The following is a 19,132-nucleotide window of genomic DNA, read 5'->3' as shown; positions in this document are numbered from 1 at the left end:
GAGGGAGAGAGCGGCGGAGGGGCGGGTGAGGCGGCGCGCTAGGACGGCGTCGCTGCGAATGGCCAGCTCGGGCTCGCCAGAAGCGAGAGCGCTGGGCAGGAGATCAGAGCCTTGGGATGGGATGTCCAGGAGGATGAAGCGGTCGGGGTTCTCGGACTGTGCGGAGCGAATCAGGCCCCAGACAGCAGCGCCGGGTAGATCGGCGACATTCTCGCCGGCGGCCGTGGCGACCGCACTATGAGTGACGACGACTAGACGTGCCGCAGCCAACTCATCGGCGGCCAGCCACTGCTGCACCACAGCAAGGACATCAGACACCGCACCACGAGCCGCAGCCGCATCCCCAGGCGCAGTCACAGCCGGAGTCGCAGCCACGCGCACAGTCGCGGCCGAAGCCGGAGTTGCGGCCGTAGTTGCGGTTGCGGTTGCGGTTGATGCATCGACATCCGCACTCGCAGCGACCAGCACCAGATCCGGAACCGGCTCGCCAGCCTGTACCGCCTCGACCAGCGCCGACACGCCCGCGAACACAGCATCAGCCGACAGCCCGGGGACATTAGCGCCGAGCGCCGCGATCCGTCCGGCCGGTTCCCCCACCGCGACCGGCGTCCAGCCCACCGCGAACAGATCGTCGTGCCCTGATATCGCGCTCGCGTGCAGCTGGTCGGCCGCGATGGGGCGTAGCGCGAGAGCGTCGACCGACACCACCGGTGAGCCGGTGCCGTCCGCCGCCGTCAGCGCGATCGCGTCGGCGCCGGTGGGGGTCAGGCGCACGCGCAGGACTGTAGCGCCGGAGGCGTGCAGGGACACACCGGTCCAGCCGAAGGGCAGCCGCACCTGTCCGGGGGCCGGTGGCGGCAGGGCCGATCCGGAGACGTGCAGGGCCGCGTCGAGGAGGGCGGGGTGCAGGCCGAAGCCGTCTGCCGCGCCGGTGGTGGCGTCGTCGGGCAGGGCGACTTCGGCGAACACGGTGTCGCCGCGCCGCCAGGCCGCGCGGACGCCCCGGAACGCCGGGCCGTAGCCGTAGCCCTGGCCAGTCAGCTGGCCGTACAGGTCTTGGACCGGGAGGGGATCGGCGTCCCGGGGCGGCCAGACCGTCAGCTCGTCGACGGCCGCGGTCGCGACCTCCGAGGTCACGGTGCCGCTGGCGTGGCGGATCCACGGTGTGTCAGTGACCTGAGTCGATGGACGGCTGTGGATCTCGATCGGGCGGCGGCCGTCGGTGTCCGGGCCGACCACCACTTGTACCTGGACTACCGCGTCTACGGAAAGGGTCAACGGCGCTTCCAGGACGAGATCGTCCAGGCGGCCGTAGCCGACAGTGTCGCCGGCGCGCACCGCCATCTCGACGAACGCCGTGCCCGGCAGCAGAACCGTCCCGGCCACTGCGTGATCGGCCAGCCACGGATGCGTCCGCAGCGACACCGAACCGGTGAGCACCACGCCATCGCCAGAGGCCAATTCCACTGACGTGGCCAGGAACGGGTGACCCAGGGTTCCGGAAGCAGCCGACGCCATGGCTGGCTTCGGCCAGAAATGCCGGCGTTGGAAGGCGTAGGTGGGCAGGTCCACGCGCTCGGCGGTGCCGATCACCGCCGGCCAGTCGATGTCGACGCCGCCTACCCACGCCTCGGCGAACGAGGCCAGCAGGCGGTCCGCGCCGCCGTCGTCGCGCCGCAGCGAACCGGAGACCAGCGCGTCGGAGGCTCCGGCGTGTTCCAGCGTCTCGGACACCGGGGCGGTGAGCACCGGATGCGGGGACATCTCCAGGAAGATGCCGTGGTCCGTCTCGGCCAGTACCCGGACGGCCTGGTGGAACTGGACCGTGGAACGCAGGCTGTCGAACCAGTAGTCGGCATCGAGCTCAGGGCCCTGAAGCCATTCGCCGGAGACGGCCGAGACCATGGGGATGGTCAGCTCGGCGGGAGCGACAGGCGCCAGGACCTCGGTGATCTCGGCGCGCAGTTGCTCGACTTGGGCGCTGTGTGAGGCGTAGTCCACGGGGATACGGCGCGCGCGGACCTCGTCGGCTTCGCAGGCCGCGAGCAGCTCGGACAGCGCCTCGGGCTCACCCGACACGACTGTCGCCGAGGGGCCGTTGACCACGGCGATCGAGAGGCGGTCTCCGAACTCTGCGATACGGGTACGCACCGCGTCCACCGGCTCAGCCACCGAGACCATCCCGCCCGCGCCAGCCAACACCCGCAACGCACGACTGCGAAGGGCAACGACCCGCGCGCCATCGCTCAAAGACAACGCACCGGCAACGGTCGCCGCTGCGATCTCGCCTTGAGAGTGGCCAATTACCGCATCCGGTGTGATGCCTGCGGCTTGCCACACTGCGGCCAGAGAGACCATCACTGCCCAGAGGGCTGGCTGCACTACATCGACGGCTTCGAGTGCGGCTGGATCGCTGAGGACATCGGTCAGGGACCAGTCCACAAATGGGGCCAAGGCGCGGCCGCACTCGGCGAGGCGGTCGGCGAACACTGGTGAGGCGGCAGCCAGTTCGCGACCCATGCCAGCCCACTGCGCACCCTGACCGGGGAACACGAACACCGACCGGCCGGTCGCCGATGCCGAACCAGTCACCACGGAACCAGCAGCCTGGCCGGTCGCCACCGCAGCCAAGCCAGCGGCCAGCTCTTGACGAGCCGAGCCGATCACGACCGCCCGGTGATCGAAGACCGAGCGTGTGGAGGCCAAGGACCATGCCACGTCCCGCACATCGAGGGCAGAGCGCGCCACGGTCGACTCCCGCAGCCGTGCGGCTTGGTCCCGCAATACCGCGTCCGACCCGCCCGACACGATCCACGGAACTACGCCGACGAGCGCAGAACCAGCCCCGCCATCAAGACCAGCCGAGCCCACCGGATCAGCCCCGACAGGCTCTGCGGCCTCGGCGATCGGCGGCTCCTCCAAGATCACATGCGCGTTCGTCCCACTGAATCCGAACGCTGATACCCCCGCCCGCCGCGGCCGCCCGGACCGCGGCCACGGCACGGCCTCCGTCGGCAGCTGGATCTTCCCGGTCGCCCAGTCCACGTGCGACGACGGCGCGTCCACGTGCAGCGTCGGCGGCACGACGCCGTGGGCCATCGCGGTGACCATCTTGATGATGCCGGCCACGCCGGCCGCGGCCTGGGTGTGGCCGATGTTGGACTTCACCGAGCCCAGCCACAGGGGCCGGTCCTCGGCGCGGTCCTGGCCGTAGGTCGCCAGGAGTGCGTTGGCCTCGATGGGGTCGCCGAGGGTGGTGCCGGTGCCGTGGCCTTCGACGACGTCGACGTCGGCGGGGGTCAGGCCGGAGGCGGCGAGGGCGGCGCGGATCACGCGTTGCTGGGAGGGGCCGTTGGGCGCGGTCAGGCCGTTGGAGGCACCGTCCTGGTTGATCGCGCTGCCCGCGACGACGGCCCACACGCGGTGGCCGCGGCGGCGGGCGTCGGAGAGGCGTTCCAGGACCAGGACTCCGACGCCCTCGCCCCAGCCGGTGCCGTCGGCGGCTTCGGCGTAGGCCTTGCAGCGTCCGTCGGGGGACAGGCCGCGCTGGCGGGAGAAGTCGATGAACGTGCCGGGGGTCGACATCACCGTGACGCCGCCGGCCAGGGCCAGCGAGCACTCGCCGGCGCGCAGGGCCTGGACCGCCAGGTGCAGCGCCACCAGCGAGGACGAGCAGGCGGTGTCGATGGTGACCGCCGGGCCCTCCAGCCCCAGGATGTACGACAGCCGGCCGGAGGCGACACCGCCGGATCCGCCGGTGGCCAGGTAGCCCTCGGCCTCTTGCAGGCCGGCCGTGCCCTGGCCGTAGTCGTGGTAGATCAGGCCGGTGAAGACGCCGGTAGGGGTGCCGCGCAGGGTGGCCGGGTCGATGCCGGCGTCCTCCAGCGCGGCCCAGGAAGTCTCCAGCAGCAGCCGCTGCTGCGGGTCCATCGCCAGCGCCTCGCGGGGGTTGATCCCGAAGAACGCGGCGTCGAACTCGGCGGCGTCGTGAAGGAATCCGCCTTCCCGGGCGTAGGTCTTGCCGACGGCGGTCGGGTCCGGATCGTAGAGCTCTTCGACGTCCCAGCCCCGGTCGGTCGGGAAGTCGCTGAGGGCGTCGTCGCCGCGCAGCACCAGGTCCCACAGGTCCTGCGGGCCCTGCACGCCGCCGGGGAACCGGCAGCCGATGCCGACGATGACCAGCGGGTCGGTATCGAGGTCCGAGCCCGAGCCCGAGCCCGAGGCCGGCACCGGGCCGCTGGCCGCCGGCTCGCCGACAGCCGGGGCGCAGGACGTCGGCACCAGTGCGGCCAGCAGGTGTTCGGTCAGCGCGGTCGGGGTCGGGTGGTCGAAGACCACGGTGGCGGCCAGCCGCAGGCCGGTGGCGGTGAACAGCCGGTTGCGCAGCTCCACCGAGGTCAGCGAGTCCAGGCCGAGTTCCCGGAACGAGCGGCCGGCGGCCGAGGAGGCCAGATTGGTCATGCCGAGCACCACGGCGGTCTGGGCCAGCACGATCTGCCGGACCGCGATGAACCGCTCGGCCGGTGCCAGAGCGGCCAGGCGCGTCGCCAGATCGCCGGCGCCCCGAGCGCTGCCGCCGGTCGCGGAACCGCCGGCGGACCGAGCACCCGGACGGGGTCGGCGGACCAGGCCGGACAGGAACGGCGGAAGATCCTCGCGGGCGGCGAGCGCCGCCGGGTCGAGCGGGGCCGGCACCAGCAGCGCGTCCGGCGCGTCGAGGGCGGCGGCCAGCAGCTCCAAGCCTTCGGCGTCACCGATCGGCCGGAAGCCGTCGCGGGCCATGCGCCGCCGGTCGGCACCGGCGAGCCGGCCGGCCATCCCGGCTTCCTGCTCCCACGGCCCCCACGCCAGCGCGGTGCCGGGCAGGCCGAGCCGGCGCCGGTGGGCCGCGACCGCGTCGAGGAAGGTGTTCGCGGCGGCGTAGGCGCTCTGGCCCGGGTTGCCCCAGATCCCGGCGACCGAGGAGAACAGCACGAAGGCGCGCAGGTCCCGGTCGGCGGTCAGCTCGTGCAGGTGCCAGGCCGCGTCGACCTTGGGACGCAGCACGGCGGCCAGCCGCTCGTCGGTCAGGGCGGCGACCGTCCCGTCGTCCAGGACGCCGGCGGCGTGGACGACCGCGGACAGCGGCCGGTCGGCCGGAACCGCGGCGAGCAGCCCGGCCAGCGCCGGGCGGGAGGCCACATCGCACGCACGCAGGCTCACGTCGGCACCGTGCGCGGCGACGTCCGCGGCGAGCGCGGCGGCGCCGGGGGCGGCGGGGCCGCGCCGCGAGGCCAGCAGCAGGTGCCGGGTCCGGCCCTCGGCGGCCAGGTGCCGGGCCACGAGCGCCCCCAGACCGCCGGTCGCGCCGGTGATCAGAACCGTGTCATCCGTGCTATCCGGGTTATCCGAGTCAGCCGGGCCGGAGCCGAGCGCCGGCGACCGGTCCGGCACGGTGAGCACCACCTTGCCGACCAGCCGCGCCTGGCTCAGCTGCCGGAACGCCTCCGGCGCGTGCCGGACGTCCCAGCAGGTGACCGGCAGCGGGCTCAGGGCGCGGTCCGCGAACAGGTCGGAGAGTACGGCGAGCATGCCGCCGATCCGCTCTGGATCCAGCTCCAGCAGGTCAAAAGCCTGATATTCGAGCCCGTGGTCGGCGGCCACCCGCGCGGCGTCGCGGATGTCCGCCTTGCCCATCTCGACGAACCGGCCGCCGCGCGCGGTCAGCCGCAACGAGGCGTCGACGAACTCGCCGGCCAGCGAGTCGAGTACCACGTCGACCCCGCGGCCGTCGGTGGCGGCACGGAAGGCCGCTTCGAACTCCAGCGTCCGCGACGAGGCGAGCCGGGGCTCGGCCAGGCCCAGGGCCCGCAGGACCGGCCACTTGCCGAGGCTGGCGGTTCCGTAGACGTCGGCCCCGAGGTGGCGGGCGAGCTGGACGGCGGCCAGGCCGACACCGCCGGCGGCGGCGTGGATGAGCACTGATTCGCCGGCCCGCAGCGCGGCCAGTTCCACGAGGGCGTGGTAGGCGGTCAGGAACACCACGGGCGCCGCGGCGGCCTCGGCGAACGTCCAGCCGTCCGGGACGGCGGTCAGCAGCCGCGCGTCGGTGCGGGCGACCGGCGTGAACGCGCCGCGGAACAGGCCCATGACCCGGTCCCCGACCGCCACCGACGTGACGCCGGGCCCCACGGCCAGCACCACGCCCGCGCCTTCCAGCCCGAGCGGGCCGGCCTCGCCGGGATACATGCCCAGCGTGTTCAGCACGTCCCGGAAGTTCACCCCGCAGGCGCGCAGGCCGACGCGCACCTCGCCGGGGGCGAGGTCGGGCTCCGCCGGGTCGTCCGCGACCAGGCGCAGGTTGTCCCAGCTCCCTGGTTCGGTGAACGCCAGATGCCAGCCGGACCGGCGGTCCGGCAGCCGCAGTCCGGCCTCGGCCCGAGCCAGGCGCGGGATCAGCAGCCGGTCGGCGCGGATCGCGAACTGCGGCTCGTCGAGGGCCAGCCCGGCCGCGAGGCGTTCGGGACCATAGACGGTCTCGTCGACGTCGGCGAGGACGAACCGGCCGGGGTGCTCGGTCTGGGCCGTCCGGACCAGACCCCAGATCGGGGCGGCGGCGGGCCGCACCGGCGCGGAGCCGCCGGTGTCCACGGCGCCCGTGGTGACGAGCACCAAACGGCAGGCGTCCAGGGCGTCCTCGGCCAGCCACCGCTGGATCAGAGCGAGGGCGGCGGTGGCGACCCGGTGCGCGGCGGTCGCCGGGTCGGAGTCGGCGGTGCTGTCGCTGTCGGTGTCGGTGTCGCAGTAGGCGAAGACGACGCTCGGAAGCGTCCCGGTCGCCCCGGACGCCGACGCCACCAGCTCGGCCAGGTCGGCGTACCGATCGACGCCGGCGAGGGCATCGGCGGGCGCCGATCCGACCACCGCCATCGACAGTGCTCCAGTGGCCTGATCGGCAGCGGCCTCGGGCGCCGGCACCCACTCCAGCCGGTGCAGCGCCTCGGACCGCGGCTGGGCGGTCGGTGCCTCGCGCAGCACCAGCGAGTCGATCACGATGATCGGGGCACCGGTCGAGTCGGTCAGCGTCACCGAGACCGCGTCGCCGGCCCCCGCCGGGGCGATCCGCACCCGCGCCGCGTTCGCCTCGGTCGCGAACAACCGGACCCCGGTCCAGGCGAACGGGATCCGGGGACCGCCGTCCGCGCCGGACAGAGCACCGTCCAGACCGATGGCGTGCAGCGCGGCGTCGAGCAGCGCGGGGTGGACGCCGTATCCGGCGGTGGTCAGACCGGCCGGGAGTTCGATCTCTGCGAACGTCTCGGCGCCCCGGCGCCACGCCGCGCGCAGCCCGCGGAACGCCGGCCCATAGGGCAGGCCGGTGTCGGCCAGCTCCGCATACAGGTCGGCGGGGTCGACGCCATCGGCCGGGAGCGTGCCCTCCGACGGCCAGGACGGCATCGGCGCCACCGATGCCGCGGACCGGCCTTGGCCGGACGTCACGGTCCCGGCAGCGTGCCGGATCCAGGCACCGCGCTCACCGGCGTCCTCGGACCGCGAGTAGACGGCCAGGCTCCGGCGGCCATCGGGGTCCGGTTCGGCCACCGTCACCCGGATCTGCACGCCGCCGCGCTCGGGCAGGCGCAGCGGGGTGTCGATGACCAGTTCTTCGAGGTCTGCGGCACCGGCTTCGGCGCCGGCGTGCAGTGCCAGGTCCACGAACGCCGTGCCGGGGACGAGCGGCGAGCCGGCGACCACGTGATCAGCCAGCCAGGGATGGGTGCGCGGGGCCAGCCGCCCGGTGAGCACCAGACCGCCGTCGGCCGGGAGGTCCACGGCGGCGCCGAGCAGCGGATGCCCGGCCGCGGCCTGCCCCAGGCCCGCCGCGTCAGCGGAGCCGGGGGCGGCGGCGAGCCAGTAGCGGCTGCGCTGGAAGGCGTAAGTGGGCAGCTCGACGCGCTGCACACCGCGGTCGGCGAAGAAGCCGGACCAGTCCACCGCCACACCCCGGACTTGGGCCGAGGCCACGGCGGTGAGCAGTGTCCGCACCTCGTCGCGGTCCCGGCGCAGGCCCGCGAGCCAGGCCTCGGAGCCGTCGGCGCTCTGGCTCTGGGCGCCCATCGCGGTCAGCGCCGCGTCCGGGCCGATCTCGACGAAGGTCCGGGCTCCGGCCGCCCGCAGCGCGTCGACGGCGGCGCCGAAGCTGACCGTCTCGCGGACGTGCCGCACCCAGTAGGCCGGATCGGTGACCTCGTCGGTCACCTCGGCGCCGGTCAGCGCGGACACCAGGGGCAGCTCGGGCCGTCGGAAGTCCAGGCCGGCGACGGCCGTGGCGAACTCGGCCAGCATCGGCTCCATCGACGCCGAGTGGAACGCGTGCGAGACCTGGAGCCGGCGGGTGCGGGTGCCGTCGGCGGCGAGCTCGGCGGCGGCCGCCACCACCGGGTCTTCCAGCCCTGAGATGACCGAGGCCTGCGGTCCGTTGACGGCCGCGATCTCCGCTCCAGGATGCCGCGACAGCACCTCGCGGACCCGCTGCTCGGTCGCGGCCACGGCGATCATCGCCCCGCCGGCCGGCAGCGCCTGCATCAGCCGGCCGCGCGCGGCGACCAGCGCGCAGGCGTCCGGCAGCGACCACACCCCGGCGACGTGCGCCGCGGCGATCTCGCCGATCGAGTGCCCGGCCAGCAGGTCCGGCCGGACGCCCCAGGATTCCAGGAGCCGGTACAGGGCGACTTCCAGGGCGAACAGGCCGGCCTGGGTCCACATCGTGTCGTGGACCGGTCCGCCGTCGATCGCCGCGGCGACCGAGCCGCCGAGGTGCCGGTCCAGTTCGACGCAGGCCTGGTCGAAGGCGGCGGCGAACACCGGGAACGCCGCGGCCAGTTCGCGGCCCATGCCGTGGCGCTGGGCGCCCTGGCCGGTGAAGACGAAAGCGAGCCGGCCGGCCGTGCCGGCGACACCGGTCGGCGCGTCAGAGTCCTGATCTTCGGCCAGTGCGGACAGCGCGGTCAGCAGTTCCCGGCGGTCGGCGCCGAGCAGGACGGCCCGGTGTTCCCAGGCGGATCGGGTGTCGGCCAGCGACCAGGCGATGTCGGCGGGGTCGAGGTCGCCGTGCCCGGTCAGGTAGGTGTGCAGCCGCCGGGCTTGGGCCGGCAGGCCCTCGGCGGTCCGCGCCGACACCAGCCAGGGCAGGACCGGCAGGGCTGCCTGGTCCGGGCTTTCGGGGTCCGCGACCGGCCGATCGGATGTCGGTGCCAGTTCCGGTATCGGTGCCGGCCCCGCGACGCCCTCGGCGCCTTCCAGGATCACGTGCGCGTTGGTGCCGCTGATGCCGAAGGAGGACACGCCGACGCGCCGCGGTCGTGGCCCGCTCGGCCAGGAAACGGTGTCGGTCAGCAGCCGCACGGCACCGCTGGACCAGTCGACGTGCGGCGTCGGCTCGTCGGCGTGCAGGGTGCGGGGCAACTCCCCGTGGCCCAGCGCCAGCACCATCTTCATGATGCCGGCGGCGCCGGCGGCCCACTGGGTGTGGCCGAGGTTCGACTTCACCGAGCCCAGCCACAGCGGCCGGTCCTCGGGCCGGTTCCGGCCGTAGGTCGCCAGGATCGCCTGCGCCTCGATCGGGTCGCCGAGCGGAGTGCCGGTGCCGTGCGCCTCGACGACGTCCACGTCCGAGGGCGCGAGTCGGGCACCGTCCAGCGCGGCGCGGATGACCCGCTGCTGCGACGGGCCGTTCGGGGCGGTCAGGCCGTTGGACGCACCGTCCTGGTTCACCGCGCTGCCCCGCACCACCGCAAGGACCTGATGCCCGTTGCGGCGCGCGTCGGACAGCCGCTCCACCACGATCATCCCGGCGCCCTCGGCCATGCCCATGCCGTCGGCCGCCGCCGAGAACGCCTTGCTGCGGCCGTCGGAGGCCAGGCCGTGCTGGCGCGAGAACCAGGCGAACCATTCGGTGGTGGTCATGATGCTGATCCCGCCGGCCAGCGCGAGATCGCACTCGCCGGAGCGCAGCGACTGGCAGGCCAGGTGCAGCGCCACCAGCGAGGAGGAGCAGGCCGTGTCCACGGTCACCGCCGGGCCCTCCAGGCCGAAGGTGTAGGCGACGCGGCCGGACATGACGCTGGCCGCGGTGCCGGTCATCAGGTGGCCGTCGTCGGCCGGCGCGCTGCCGGCCCCGTATCCGGACACCGCGGCGCCGACGAACACGCCGGTCGCGCTGCCGCGCAGGGCCGCGTGGTCCAAGCCGACCCGCTCGAAGGCCTCCCAGGAGGTCTCCAGCAGCAGCCGCTGTTGCGGGTCCATCGCCAGCGCCTCGCGCGGACTGATCCCGAAGAAGCCGGGATCGAAGTCGGCGACGTCCCGGACGAAGCCGCCGGCCTGGGCGTGCGGCGTGTCGGGCAGGTCCCAGCCGCGATCGGACGGGAAGGCGCCGACCGCGTCGCCGCCGCGCGCCAGCAGGTCCCAGAGCTCTTCGGGCGCCGTGACATCGCCGGGATACCGGCAGCTCATCGCGACGATGGCGATGGGTTCGTCCAGGACCGGGCGAGGCGTTCGGCGCTTGCGCACGCCGGCCCGGCTGACCCGGCGCGACCCGCCGGCCGCTCGGCCGCCCTGCCCGTCCCGGGCCAGCCCGGCGCCGAGGAACCGGGCCGCCTGGGCCGGGGTCGGTTCGTCGAAGATGAGGGTGAGCGGGAGGTCGACACCGGTGGCCGCGGCGAGCCGGTCGCGCAGTTCCACGCCGGTGACGGAGTCGAAGCCGAGTTCCTTGAAGGTGCGGTCGGGGACGACGGCGTCGGAGGTGGGGTGGCCGAGGACGACAGCGGCGTGGGAGCGGACCAGTTCCAGGGGGTCGGGGCCGGTGCGGGTGTCGGTCGGGGCCGCCGCGCCGGGCGCGAGCTCGTCCTGGTCGTCGTCTTCGTATTCGTACTCGTCCTGCCAGGAGGTCTCGTAGACGCCGGCGGCGGGGGCGAGCCAATAGCGTTCGTGCTGGAAGGCGTAGGTGGGCAGATCGACGCGGCGGCCGGCGCCGATGACGGTCGGCCAGTCCACCGGCACGCCGCGGACCCAGGCCTCGGCGAAGGAGTGCAGCAGGCGGGTCGGGCCGCCGTCGTCGCGGCGCAGCGAGCCGGAGACCACGGCGGCCGGGGTGCCGTGGTCGGCCAGGGTCTCGGCGGCCGCGGCGGTGAGCACCGGGTGCGGCGACATCTCCAGGAAGACACGGTGGCCGGAGTCCGCGAGGATGCGGACGGCCCGGTCGAATTGAACGGCTTGGCGCAGGTTGTCGTACCAGTAGCCGGCGTGCAGATCAGTGCCCTGAAGCCACTGCCCCGACACCGTCGAGACCATGGGGACGGCCAGCTCGGCGGGGACGGCGGGGGCCAGGAGTTCATCGATCTGGTCGCGCAACTGCTCGACTTGGGAGCTGTGGGAGGCGTAGTCGATCGGGATGCGGCGGGTGCGGACGCCTTCGGCCTCGCACGCCGCGACGAGCTCGGCCAGCGCGTCGAGCTCGCCGGAGACCGCCGCCGCGGACGGGCCGTTGACCACGGCTATGTTCAGGCGGTCGCCGAAGCCGGCGATCCGGGCCCGGACCGCGTCCACGGGCTCGGCCACCGAGACCATGCCGCCGCCACCGCCGCGCAGCGACCGCAAGGCACGGCTGCGCAGGGCCACGACGCGGGCGGCGTCGTCCAGGCTGAGCGCCCCGGCGACGGTCGCCGCGGCGATCTCGCCCTGGGAGTGGCCGACCACGGCGTCCGGGACGATGCCCGCGGCCTGCCACACCGCGGCCAGCGAAACCATCACCGCCCACAGGGCCGGCTGCACCACATCGTCGGTTTCCAGCGCGGCGGGATCGGCCAGAACCTCGTCCAGCGACCAATCCACGAACGGCGCCAGAGCACGACCACACTCAGCCAGACGCTCCGCGAACACCGGAGAGGCCGCGGCCAATTCGCGGCCCATACCGGCCCACTGAGACCCCTGACCGGGGAAGACGAACACGGTCTGGCCGGCGGCCGAGCCCGGCACGACACCGGCGACGGCCGCGGCCGAAGCGGACCCGGTCGCCACCGCTGCCAGGGCCGTACCGCCGCCCGTCACCACCGCGCGGTGTTCGAAGGCTGACCGGCTGGTGGCCAGCGACCTGGCGACGTCGGCCGGGTCCAGTTCGGGGCGCGCCTGGACGAACTCGCGCAGCCGCTCGGCCTGCCCCCGCAACGCCGCTGCCGAACGGCCGGAGACCAGCCACGGCACGACGCTACGGTCCGCGATGACCGGAGGCGGAGTGCCGTGCCCGGCGTCGACGTCCGCAGCCTCCGAACCGGCCGGAGCCTCCTCCACGATCGCGTGCACGTTCGTCCCGGAGATCCCGAACGAGGAGACCCCGGCCCGGCGCACCCGCGGGCCGGACGGCCACGGCCGCGCCTGCGTCAATAGTTTGATATTACCGGCGTCCCAGTCCACCCGGGAAGACGGCGCGTCCACGTTCAACGTCCGCGGCAGCACGCCGTTGCCCAGCGCCAGCACCGTCTTGATCAAGCCCGCGACCCCCGCGGCCGCGAGCGTGTGTCCGAGGTTGGACTTCACCGAGCCCAGCCACAGCGGCCGGTCCTCGGGACGGTCCCGGCCGTACCCGGCCAGCAGGGCGCTCGCCTCGGCGAGGTCGCCGCGGCGGGTGCCGGTGCCGTGCGCCTCCACCGCGTCGATGTCGGCGGCCGACAGGCCGGCGGTGGCCAGGGCGGCCTGGATCACCGCTTGCTGCGCCCGCGGGTTCGGCACCGTGAGTCCGACCGGTCCGCTGAGCGCGTCGCCGGCGCCGTCGTTGTTGACGGCGGTCCCCCGCAGGACCGCCAGGATCTGGTGTCCGTTCCGGCGGGCGTCGGACAGCCGTTCCAGCACGACCAGGCCGACGCCCTCGGACCACACCGTGCCGTCCGCCGCGTCGGCGAACGGCTTGCAGCGGCCGTCCGGGGCCAGGCCGCGCATACCGCTGAACGCGACGAAGTTCCCGGGACCGGCCAGCACGCACGCGCCGCCGGCCAGGGCGAGCGCGCATTCGTCGTTCATCAGGGACTGGGCGGCCAGGTGCACCGCGACCAGCGAGCTGGACGCGGAGGTGTCCACCGTCAGCGTCGGGCCGGCCAGGCCCAGCGCGTAGGCGATCCGGCCGGAGGCGACGCTGGTGGCGGTGCCGGTCAGCAGGTGGCCGGCCATGCCTTCGGGCGCCTGGTGCAGCCGCGGGCCGTAGTCCCGCGGCTCGGCGCCGACGAAGACCCCGGTGGCCGAGCCGCGCAGCGTGGCCGGGTCGAACCCGGCGCGCTCCAGCGTCTCCCAGGCGACCTCCAGCAGCTGGCGCTGCTGCGGGTCCATGGCCAGGGCCTCGCGCGGGCTGATCCCGAAGAACGCCGGATCGAACCCGGCGGCCTCGGCCAGGAACCCGCCGCGCGTGACCACGGTCTGCCCGGCGGCCAGCTGCCATCCGCGATCGGCCGGGAAGTCGGAGATGACATCCCGCTCCTGGGACAGGACTCGCCACAGATCCTCCGGCGAGCCGATGCCGCCGGGGTACCGGCAGCCCATCCCCACGATCGCGACCGGCTCCGCCCAGCCCTGATTCGTCATGCCCGGGCCCCTGCCCTCACTGCTCGGTCCGCCGCCAGCGCGGGTGCGGTGACGGTCATCGTCGTCGCCCCGGGCCGCCGGTCGGCGACCAGGTGCAGACGTTTGACGTCGCGGTCCGCCTCGGCCAGGGCGGGCAGGTCGGCCAGGCAGTCGCAGGGTTCCTCGGTGAACCCGGCGAAGCGGTAGGCGATGTCCATCATCCGGTTCCGGTCGGTGGGCCGGAAGTCGGCCACCAGGTGCGCGCCGGCCTGGGCGGCCTCGTCGACCAGCCAGTTCAGCAGCACCGAGCCGGCGCCGAAGGTGACCACCCGGCAGGAGGTCGCCAACAGCTTCAGGTGCCAGAGGGCGTCGTGGTACTCCAGCAGCAGCACGCCGACCGCGCCGTGCGGGCCGAACCGGTCGGCGAGGGTCACGGTGATGACCTCGTTGTCCGGGTCCGACAGCAGAGCGCGCAGCGTGGCGTCGGAGTAGTGCACGCCGGTGGCGTTCATCTGGCTGGTGCGCAGGGTCAGTTCCTCGACCCGGGTCAGGTCCACCTCGTCGGCCCGCTTGACCGCCATGACCAGTTCCAGCGAGCGCAGGAAGTCCTCGTCGGGCCCGTTGAACGTCTCCTTCTCCGCGTCCCGCCGGAAGCCGGCCTGGTACATCTCGCGGCGGCGCCGGGAGTCCTCGGTGACGAACTCCGGGGTGAACTCCGGCAGCCCGGTCAGCTTCAGCGCGTCCTCGGCCGGGTAGCAGCGCACCTCGGGGTGGCTGTAGTTGACCTCGGCCCGCTCGGTGGGCTGGTCGTCGATGAACGCGATGGTGGTCAGCGCGAACTGGAGTTTGTCGGCGATGTCCTTCACCGAGTCCGACTTACGCCCCCAGCCGATCGCGGGGTGGACGAAGTACTCGGCGACGCCCAGCTTCTCCAGCTTCTCCCAGGCCAGGTCGTAGTCGTTCTTGCTGGCGATGGACTGCAGGATGCCGCGGGAGTCCAGGGCGATGATCACGTCCCTGATCTCCTCGGGGAACTCGACCTCCCCGTCCTCCAGGATGGTGCCCCGCCACAGGGTGTTGTCCAGGTCCCAGACCAGGCACTTGACCAGTTTGGGCTTGTCAGCCACAGGGATCTCCTCGGTTGAGCTCAGCACTTCGGTTCGGGTACGACGGTCAGGGCGTGCCGGGCCAGGATCAGCTCACAGATCTCGGTGGAGCCCTCGATGATCTCCATGAGCTTGGCGTCCCGGTACGCGCGGGCGACCACGTGGCCGTCCTGGGCCCCGGCCGAGGCCAGGACCTGCACCGCGGTCGCCGCCGCGGCCGCGGCCTGGGTGGCGGCGACGTGCTTGGCCAGCACCGCGGCGACCACGAGCTCCGCGGAGTTCGCGTCCCAGCAGCGGCTGGCGTGCTCGCAGGCCCTGGTCGCCACCTGTTCGGCGACCAGCAGAGCGGCCAGGTGGCGGGCCACCAGCTGGTGCTCGGCCAGCACCACGCCGCCCTGCCGCCGGGTGCGCGCGTGCACGGTCGCGGCGTTGAGGCAGGCCCGGATGATGCCGACGCAGCCCCAGCCCACTGACATCCGGCCGTAGGTCAGCGCCGTGGTGAACAGCAGCTGCAGCTGCTGTCCGCCGCCGCCGAGCACGCTGGCGGCCGGCAACCGGACGTCGTCCAGGCGCACGTCGCTGTGCCCGGCCGCGCGGCAGCCCATCGGGGACGGGACCGGCTCGATGCGCACGCCGGGCGCCGAGGCCGGCACCACCACGAAGGCGGCGTCGTCCCCGAACCGGCCGAGCACCAGGAGCAGATCGGCGTAGCGGGCCCCGGTGATCCACTTCTTGTGGCCGGAGACCACCACCGAGTCGCCGTCCGGCGTGATCGTGGTCTGCATCGCCGACAGGTCGCTGCCGGCCTCCGGTTCGCTGAACGCCACCGCGGCCAGCTGCCCGCCGGTCAGGTCCGCCAGGTACCGGCGGCGCTGTTCGCGGTCGCCGAGCCGCTGCACGGTGAAGGCGGCGATGCCCTGCGAGGTCATGATGCTGCGCAGCGAACTGTCCAGCGCGCCGACATGGGCGGTCAGCGCACCGTTGTCCGCGCTGGACAGTCCCAGACCTCCAAAGGAGGCCGGGACCTCGGCGCACAGCACGCCGCGCGCGCCGAGCTTGCGCAGCAGGTCGACCGGCAGCACCCCGGCCAGGTCCCAGGCTTCCGGCTGGTCGCCGACGAGTTCGCCCAGGAAGGCGAACTCGTCGGCCAGGATGTCAGGCATCGGCGCCGGCGGCCGCGGCCCGCAGCCGGAGCACGAGCTCGGTCATCGCCTGCACGGTGCGGAAGCTGTCCAGCTTCAGGTCCGCGCCGATGATCGCTATGTCATAGGTCTCCTCCAGGTGGACCACGAGCTGCATGGCGAACATCGAGGAGACCAGGCCGGACTTGAACAGGTCCTGGTCGGGCTCCACCGCGGTGTTGAGGACCGAGTCCAGATGGCCGCGCAGGCCCTTCTCGATCTCGCCGGCGGTGAGCTCGGTCTGTTCGGCGGTCATCACATTGCCTTTCCGTAGTCATAGAACCCCCGGCCGGTCTTCCGGCCGAGGTTCCCTTCACGCACCTTCTCCAAGAGGAGGTCGCAGGGGTTACAGCTCTCGTCGCCACGCTGCTTGTAGAGCACCCGCAGCGAGTCCACGAGGTTGTCCAGTCCGATCAGGTCGCCGGTGCGCAGCGGGCCGGTGGAGTGGCCCAGGCACCCTTCGAGCAGGCCGTCCACCACCTCGGCCGAGGCCACCCCCTCCTGCACGAGCATCGCCGCGGTGTTGATCAGCGGGTGCAGCAGCCGGTTGATGACGAAGCCGGTGGAGTCGTTGATCACCAGCGACGTCCGGCCCAGATCGGTGAGCAGGCCGGTGACGGCGGCCAGGATCTCCGGCGAGGTGCCGGTGCCCCGGATCACCTCGACCATCTCGATCATGTAGGCCGGGTTCATGAAGTGGACGCCGACCAGTTCCTCCGGCCGGCTCACGTGCTCGGCCATCTCGTCGATGGAGATGCAGGAGGTGTTGGAGATCAGGGTCGTGCCGGGGCGGACGATCCCGGAGACCTCGGCCAGCACCTTGTACTTGGTCTCGGCGATCTCCACGACCGCCTCCACCACCGTGGTGGCGTCGGCCACGTCGGTCAGCGAGACCGTGGTGGTCAGCGTGCCCTGCGGCCGGTCCGGCAGGACGTCCATCAGCTGGGCGTGCCGCAGTTTGGTCTTGATGGTCCGGCGGGCCTGGCTCAGCTTGTCCTCGTCGAGGTCGACGAGGGTGACCGGGACGCCGTGGCCCAGCGCCAGCGCGGAGATGTTCGTCCCCATCACGCCGGCGCCGATCACGGCGAGCCGGTGCGCCGTGTAGTCGGTTGTCATATCAGCTCCTTACTTCTCGGGCGAGACCCGCGGCCGGTCCAGCCAGTCGTTGACGGCCTGCGCCGTCGTCTGGGCGTGGACCGACAGCATGGTCAGGTGGTTTCCGGGGACGTCGACGACCGTCACGTCGTCGGACAGTCCCCAGGACAGTTCGGCCGGCGCGGCCCCGAGTTCGGTCAGCGGATCGCGGCCCCGCACCAGCAGGGTCGGGATCGAGACCGGCTCCAGGCCGTTCCAGTCCAGGGACAGGTAGTGGGCCATGGCGGTCAGCCAGGCGTCCTCGGCGACCGGGTCCTCGTCCGGGTCGGCGTCGGCCAGCAGTAGTGCGGGCAGCCGCGACCAGGACGCCATCGCCATCTCCGGGCGGCCCGGGGCGTAGGTGTCCATCAAGACCACCCCGGCCGGGGCCCGGCCCTCGGCCGCCAGGCGGGTGGCCACGGCGTGCGCGACCAGCCCGCCGGAGGAGTGGCCGGCCAGCACGAACGCGGTGCCGTCCAGGGTTCCGGCGACGGCGGCGGCGTGCCGGCCGACCAGCGCCGCGAGGTCCGCGGCCAGCGGCTCGCCGGGGGCGAAGCCGGGCGAGGGCGCGGCGGTGACCTTGCGGACGCCGCGGAAGCCGGCCGCCAGCGCGGCGTACTCCTGGATCGCCGAGCGGCTGACGAAGGACGGGAAGGTGATCACCGACGGGGTGTCCGGGCCCTGCGTCACCCCGACCAGCCGCTGGTTCTCGGCCCCCGGGTCCTCGGCGGTGAAGACCGGGCGGAACGCCGCGGCGCCCCGGATCACGGCCATCGCCTGTTCGGTCAGGCCGTCGGCGGCGGCTTGGCGGTAGAGGCGGCCGAAGGTCGCCGTGCCGGTCCCGCTCGTGCCGCCGCTCGCCGTGCCGGTGCCGGTCGCCGGCTCGTCGGCCGTATCGGCACCCGGGGCCCGGACCTCCGGTCCCAGTCCGGAGTGCAGACGCGCGGCCAGCTCCGGGACCGTCGGGTGGTCGAACGCCGCCGATCCGCGCAGCCGGACCCCGGTCAGGGCGTGCAGCCGGTTGCGCAGCTCGACCGCTGTGAGCGAGTCCAAGCCCTGTTCCAGGAAGCTGAGATCGAGGTCGACCTCGCCGGCCGAGGCGTGGCCCAGGAGCACCGCGGCCTCGGAGCGCACCAGCTCGGTCAAGATGGTGCGCTGCTCGGCGGTGCCGGCCCGGCCCAGCCGGGCCCGCAGCTCCGGACCGGCGTCGGAGTCGGCGGCGGCCTGCCGCCGGGCCGGGCGCCGCGGCCCGGCGTCGGCCAGGGCCCGCAACACCGGCGGCAGGGCGTCGGCCTCGGCCGCCGAGCGCAGCGCGGCGGTGTTGAACGAGGCCGTGACCAGCACCGGCTCCGGCCGGGCGGACGCGGCGTCGAACAGCGCCAGTGCCACCTCGGCCGGCATCGCCGCCACCCCGCTGCGGGCGACCCGCGCCAGGTCCTGCGCGGACATCGTCCCGGTGATCTTGCTGGTGTCGGCCCACAGGCCCCAGGCCATCGAGGACCCCGGCAGCCCGGCGGCACACCGCTGCTCGGCCAGGGCGTCCAAGAAGGCGCTGGCCGCGCAGTGGTTGCCCTGCCCGGCGTTGCCGACGGTCGCCGAGAGCGAGGAGAAAAGGGCGAACCCGTCCAGGTCGGCCGTGCGGGTCAGCTCGTGCAGCCGCCAGGCCGCGCCGGACTTGGGCCGCGCCACCGCCGCCAGCCGCTCGGCGGTGAGGTCGCCGGTCAGCGCGTCGTCCACCACCCCGGCGGCCTGGACCACGGTGCTCAGCGGCAGCTCGGCCGGGACGGCGGCCAGCACCGCGGCCAGAGCGTCCCGGTCGGCGACGTCGCACGCCACCACCCGGGTGCCGGCCCCGCGCGCGGCCACCGCGGCGGCCAGCGCCGGCACACCCTCGGCGACCGGTCCGGACCGGCTGGTGAGCAGGAAGGCGGCGGCCCGGCCGGAGTCGGCCAGGTGCCGGGTGACCAGCGCGCCGAGGGTGCCGGTGCCACCGGCGACGAGGGCGGTGCCGGGGCGGCGCGGGAGCGCATCCCGGGCCTGTCGGCCCGCAAGATGACCCGCCGCGCGATCAGCGTCGACGCCCGGATCCCGCTGGCCGAGGAGCTGGAGCCGCTGGTCGTGGACTGG

General features: G+C 73.8%; 6 protein-coding genes. All 6 read right to left on the bottom strand.

Translation table 11 applies throughout. The features are described from left to right. A partial coding sequence (locus IZR01_RS51425) for an SDR family NAD(P)-dependent oxidoreductase (RefSeq protein WP_438939711.1) occupies nucleotides 1-13,569 on the bottom strand: 13,569 nt, incomplete at its 3' end. A gap of 32 nt (nucleotides 13,570-13,601) precedes the next feature. Continuing rightward, nucleotides 13,602-14,711: an HAD-IIIC family phosphatase gene (locus tag IZR01_RS37325; RefSeq protein WP_194896952.1), complete on the bottom strand. Its 1,110-nt coding sequence runs from the start codon at nucleotides 14,709-14,711 to the stop codon at nucleotides 13,602-13,604. A 20-nt stretch (nucleotides 14,712-14,731) separates the two neighbouring features. Then, nucleotides 14,732-15,853 (bottom strand): acyl-CoA dehydrogenase family protein, encoded by a 1,122-nt coding sequence (locus tag IZR01_RS37320; RefSeq protein WP_194896951.1) that lies wholly within the window; start codon nucleotides 15,851-15,853, stop codon nucleotides 14,732-14,734. Beyond that, nucleotides 15,846-16,127, bottom strand: a complete 282-nt coding sequence (locus tag IZR01_RS37315) for an acyl carrier protein (protein WP_194896950.1) — start codon at nucleotides 16,125-16,127, stop codon at nucleotides 15,846-15,848. The genes IZR01_RS37320 and IZR01_RS37315 overlap by 8 nt, the downstream gene beginning before the upstream one ends. Next, a complete protein-coding gene (locus IZR01_RS37310; protein ID WP_194896949.1) occupies nucleotides 16,127-16,987 on the bottom strand; it encodes a 3-hydroxyacyl-CoA dehydrogenase family protein in 861 nt (286 codons plus the stop codon). The genes IZR01_RS37315 and IZR01_RS37310 overlap by 1 nt, the downstream gene beginning before the upstream one ends. 9 nt (nucleotides 16,988-16,996) lie before the next feature. Continuing rightward, nucleotides 16,997-19,132, bottom strand: a 2,136-nt coding sequence (locus tag IZR01_RS37305) for a KR domain-containing protein (protein ID WP_194926616.1), incomplete at its 5' end; no start/stop codon positions are given.

Source organism: Catenulispora pinisilvae, from assembly GCF_015356865.1.
Classification (GTDB): Bacteria; Actinomycetota; Actinomycetes; order Streptomycetales; family Catenulisporaceae; genus Catenulispora; species Catenulispora pinisilvae.
Note: the sequence above shows the minus strand (reverse complement) of the source record. Positions and strands in the feature narration are given on the sequence as shown.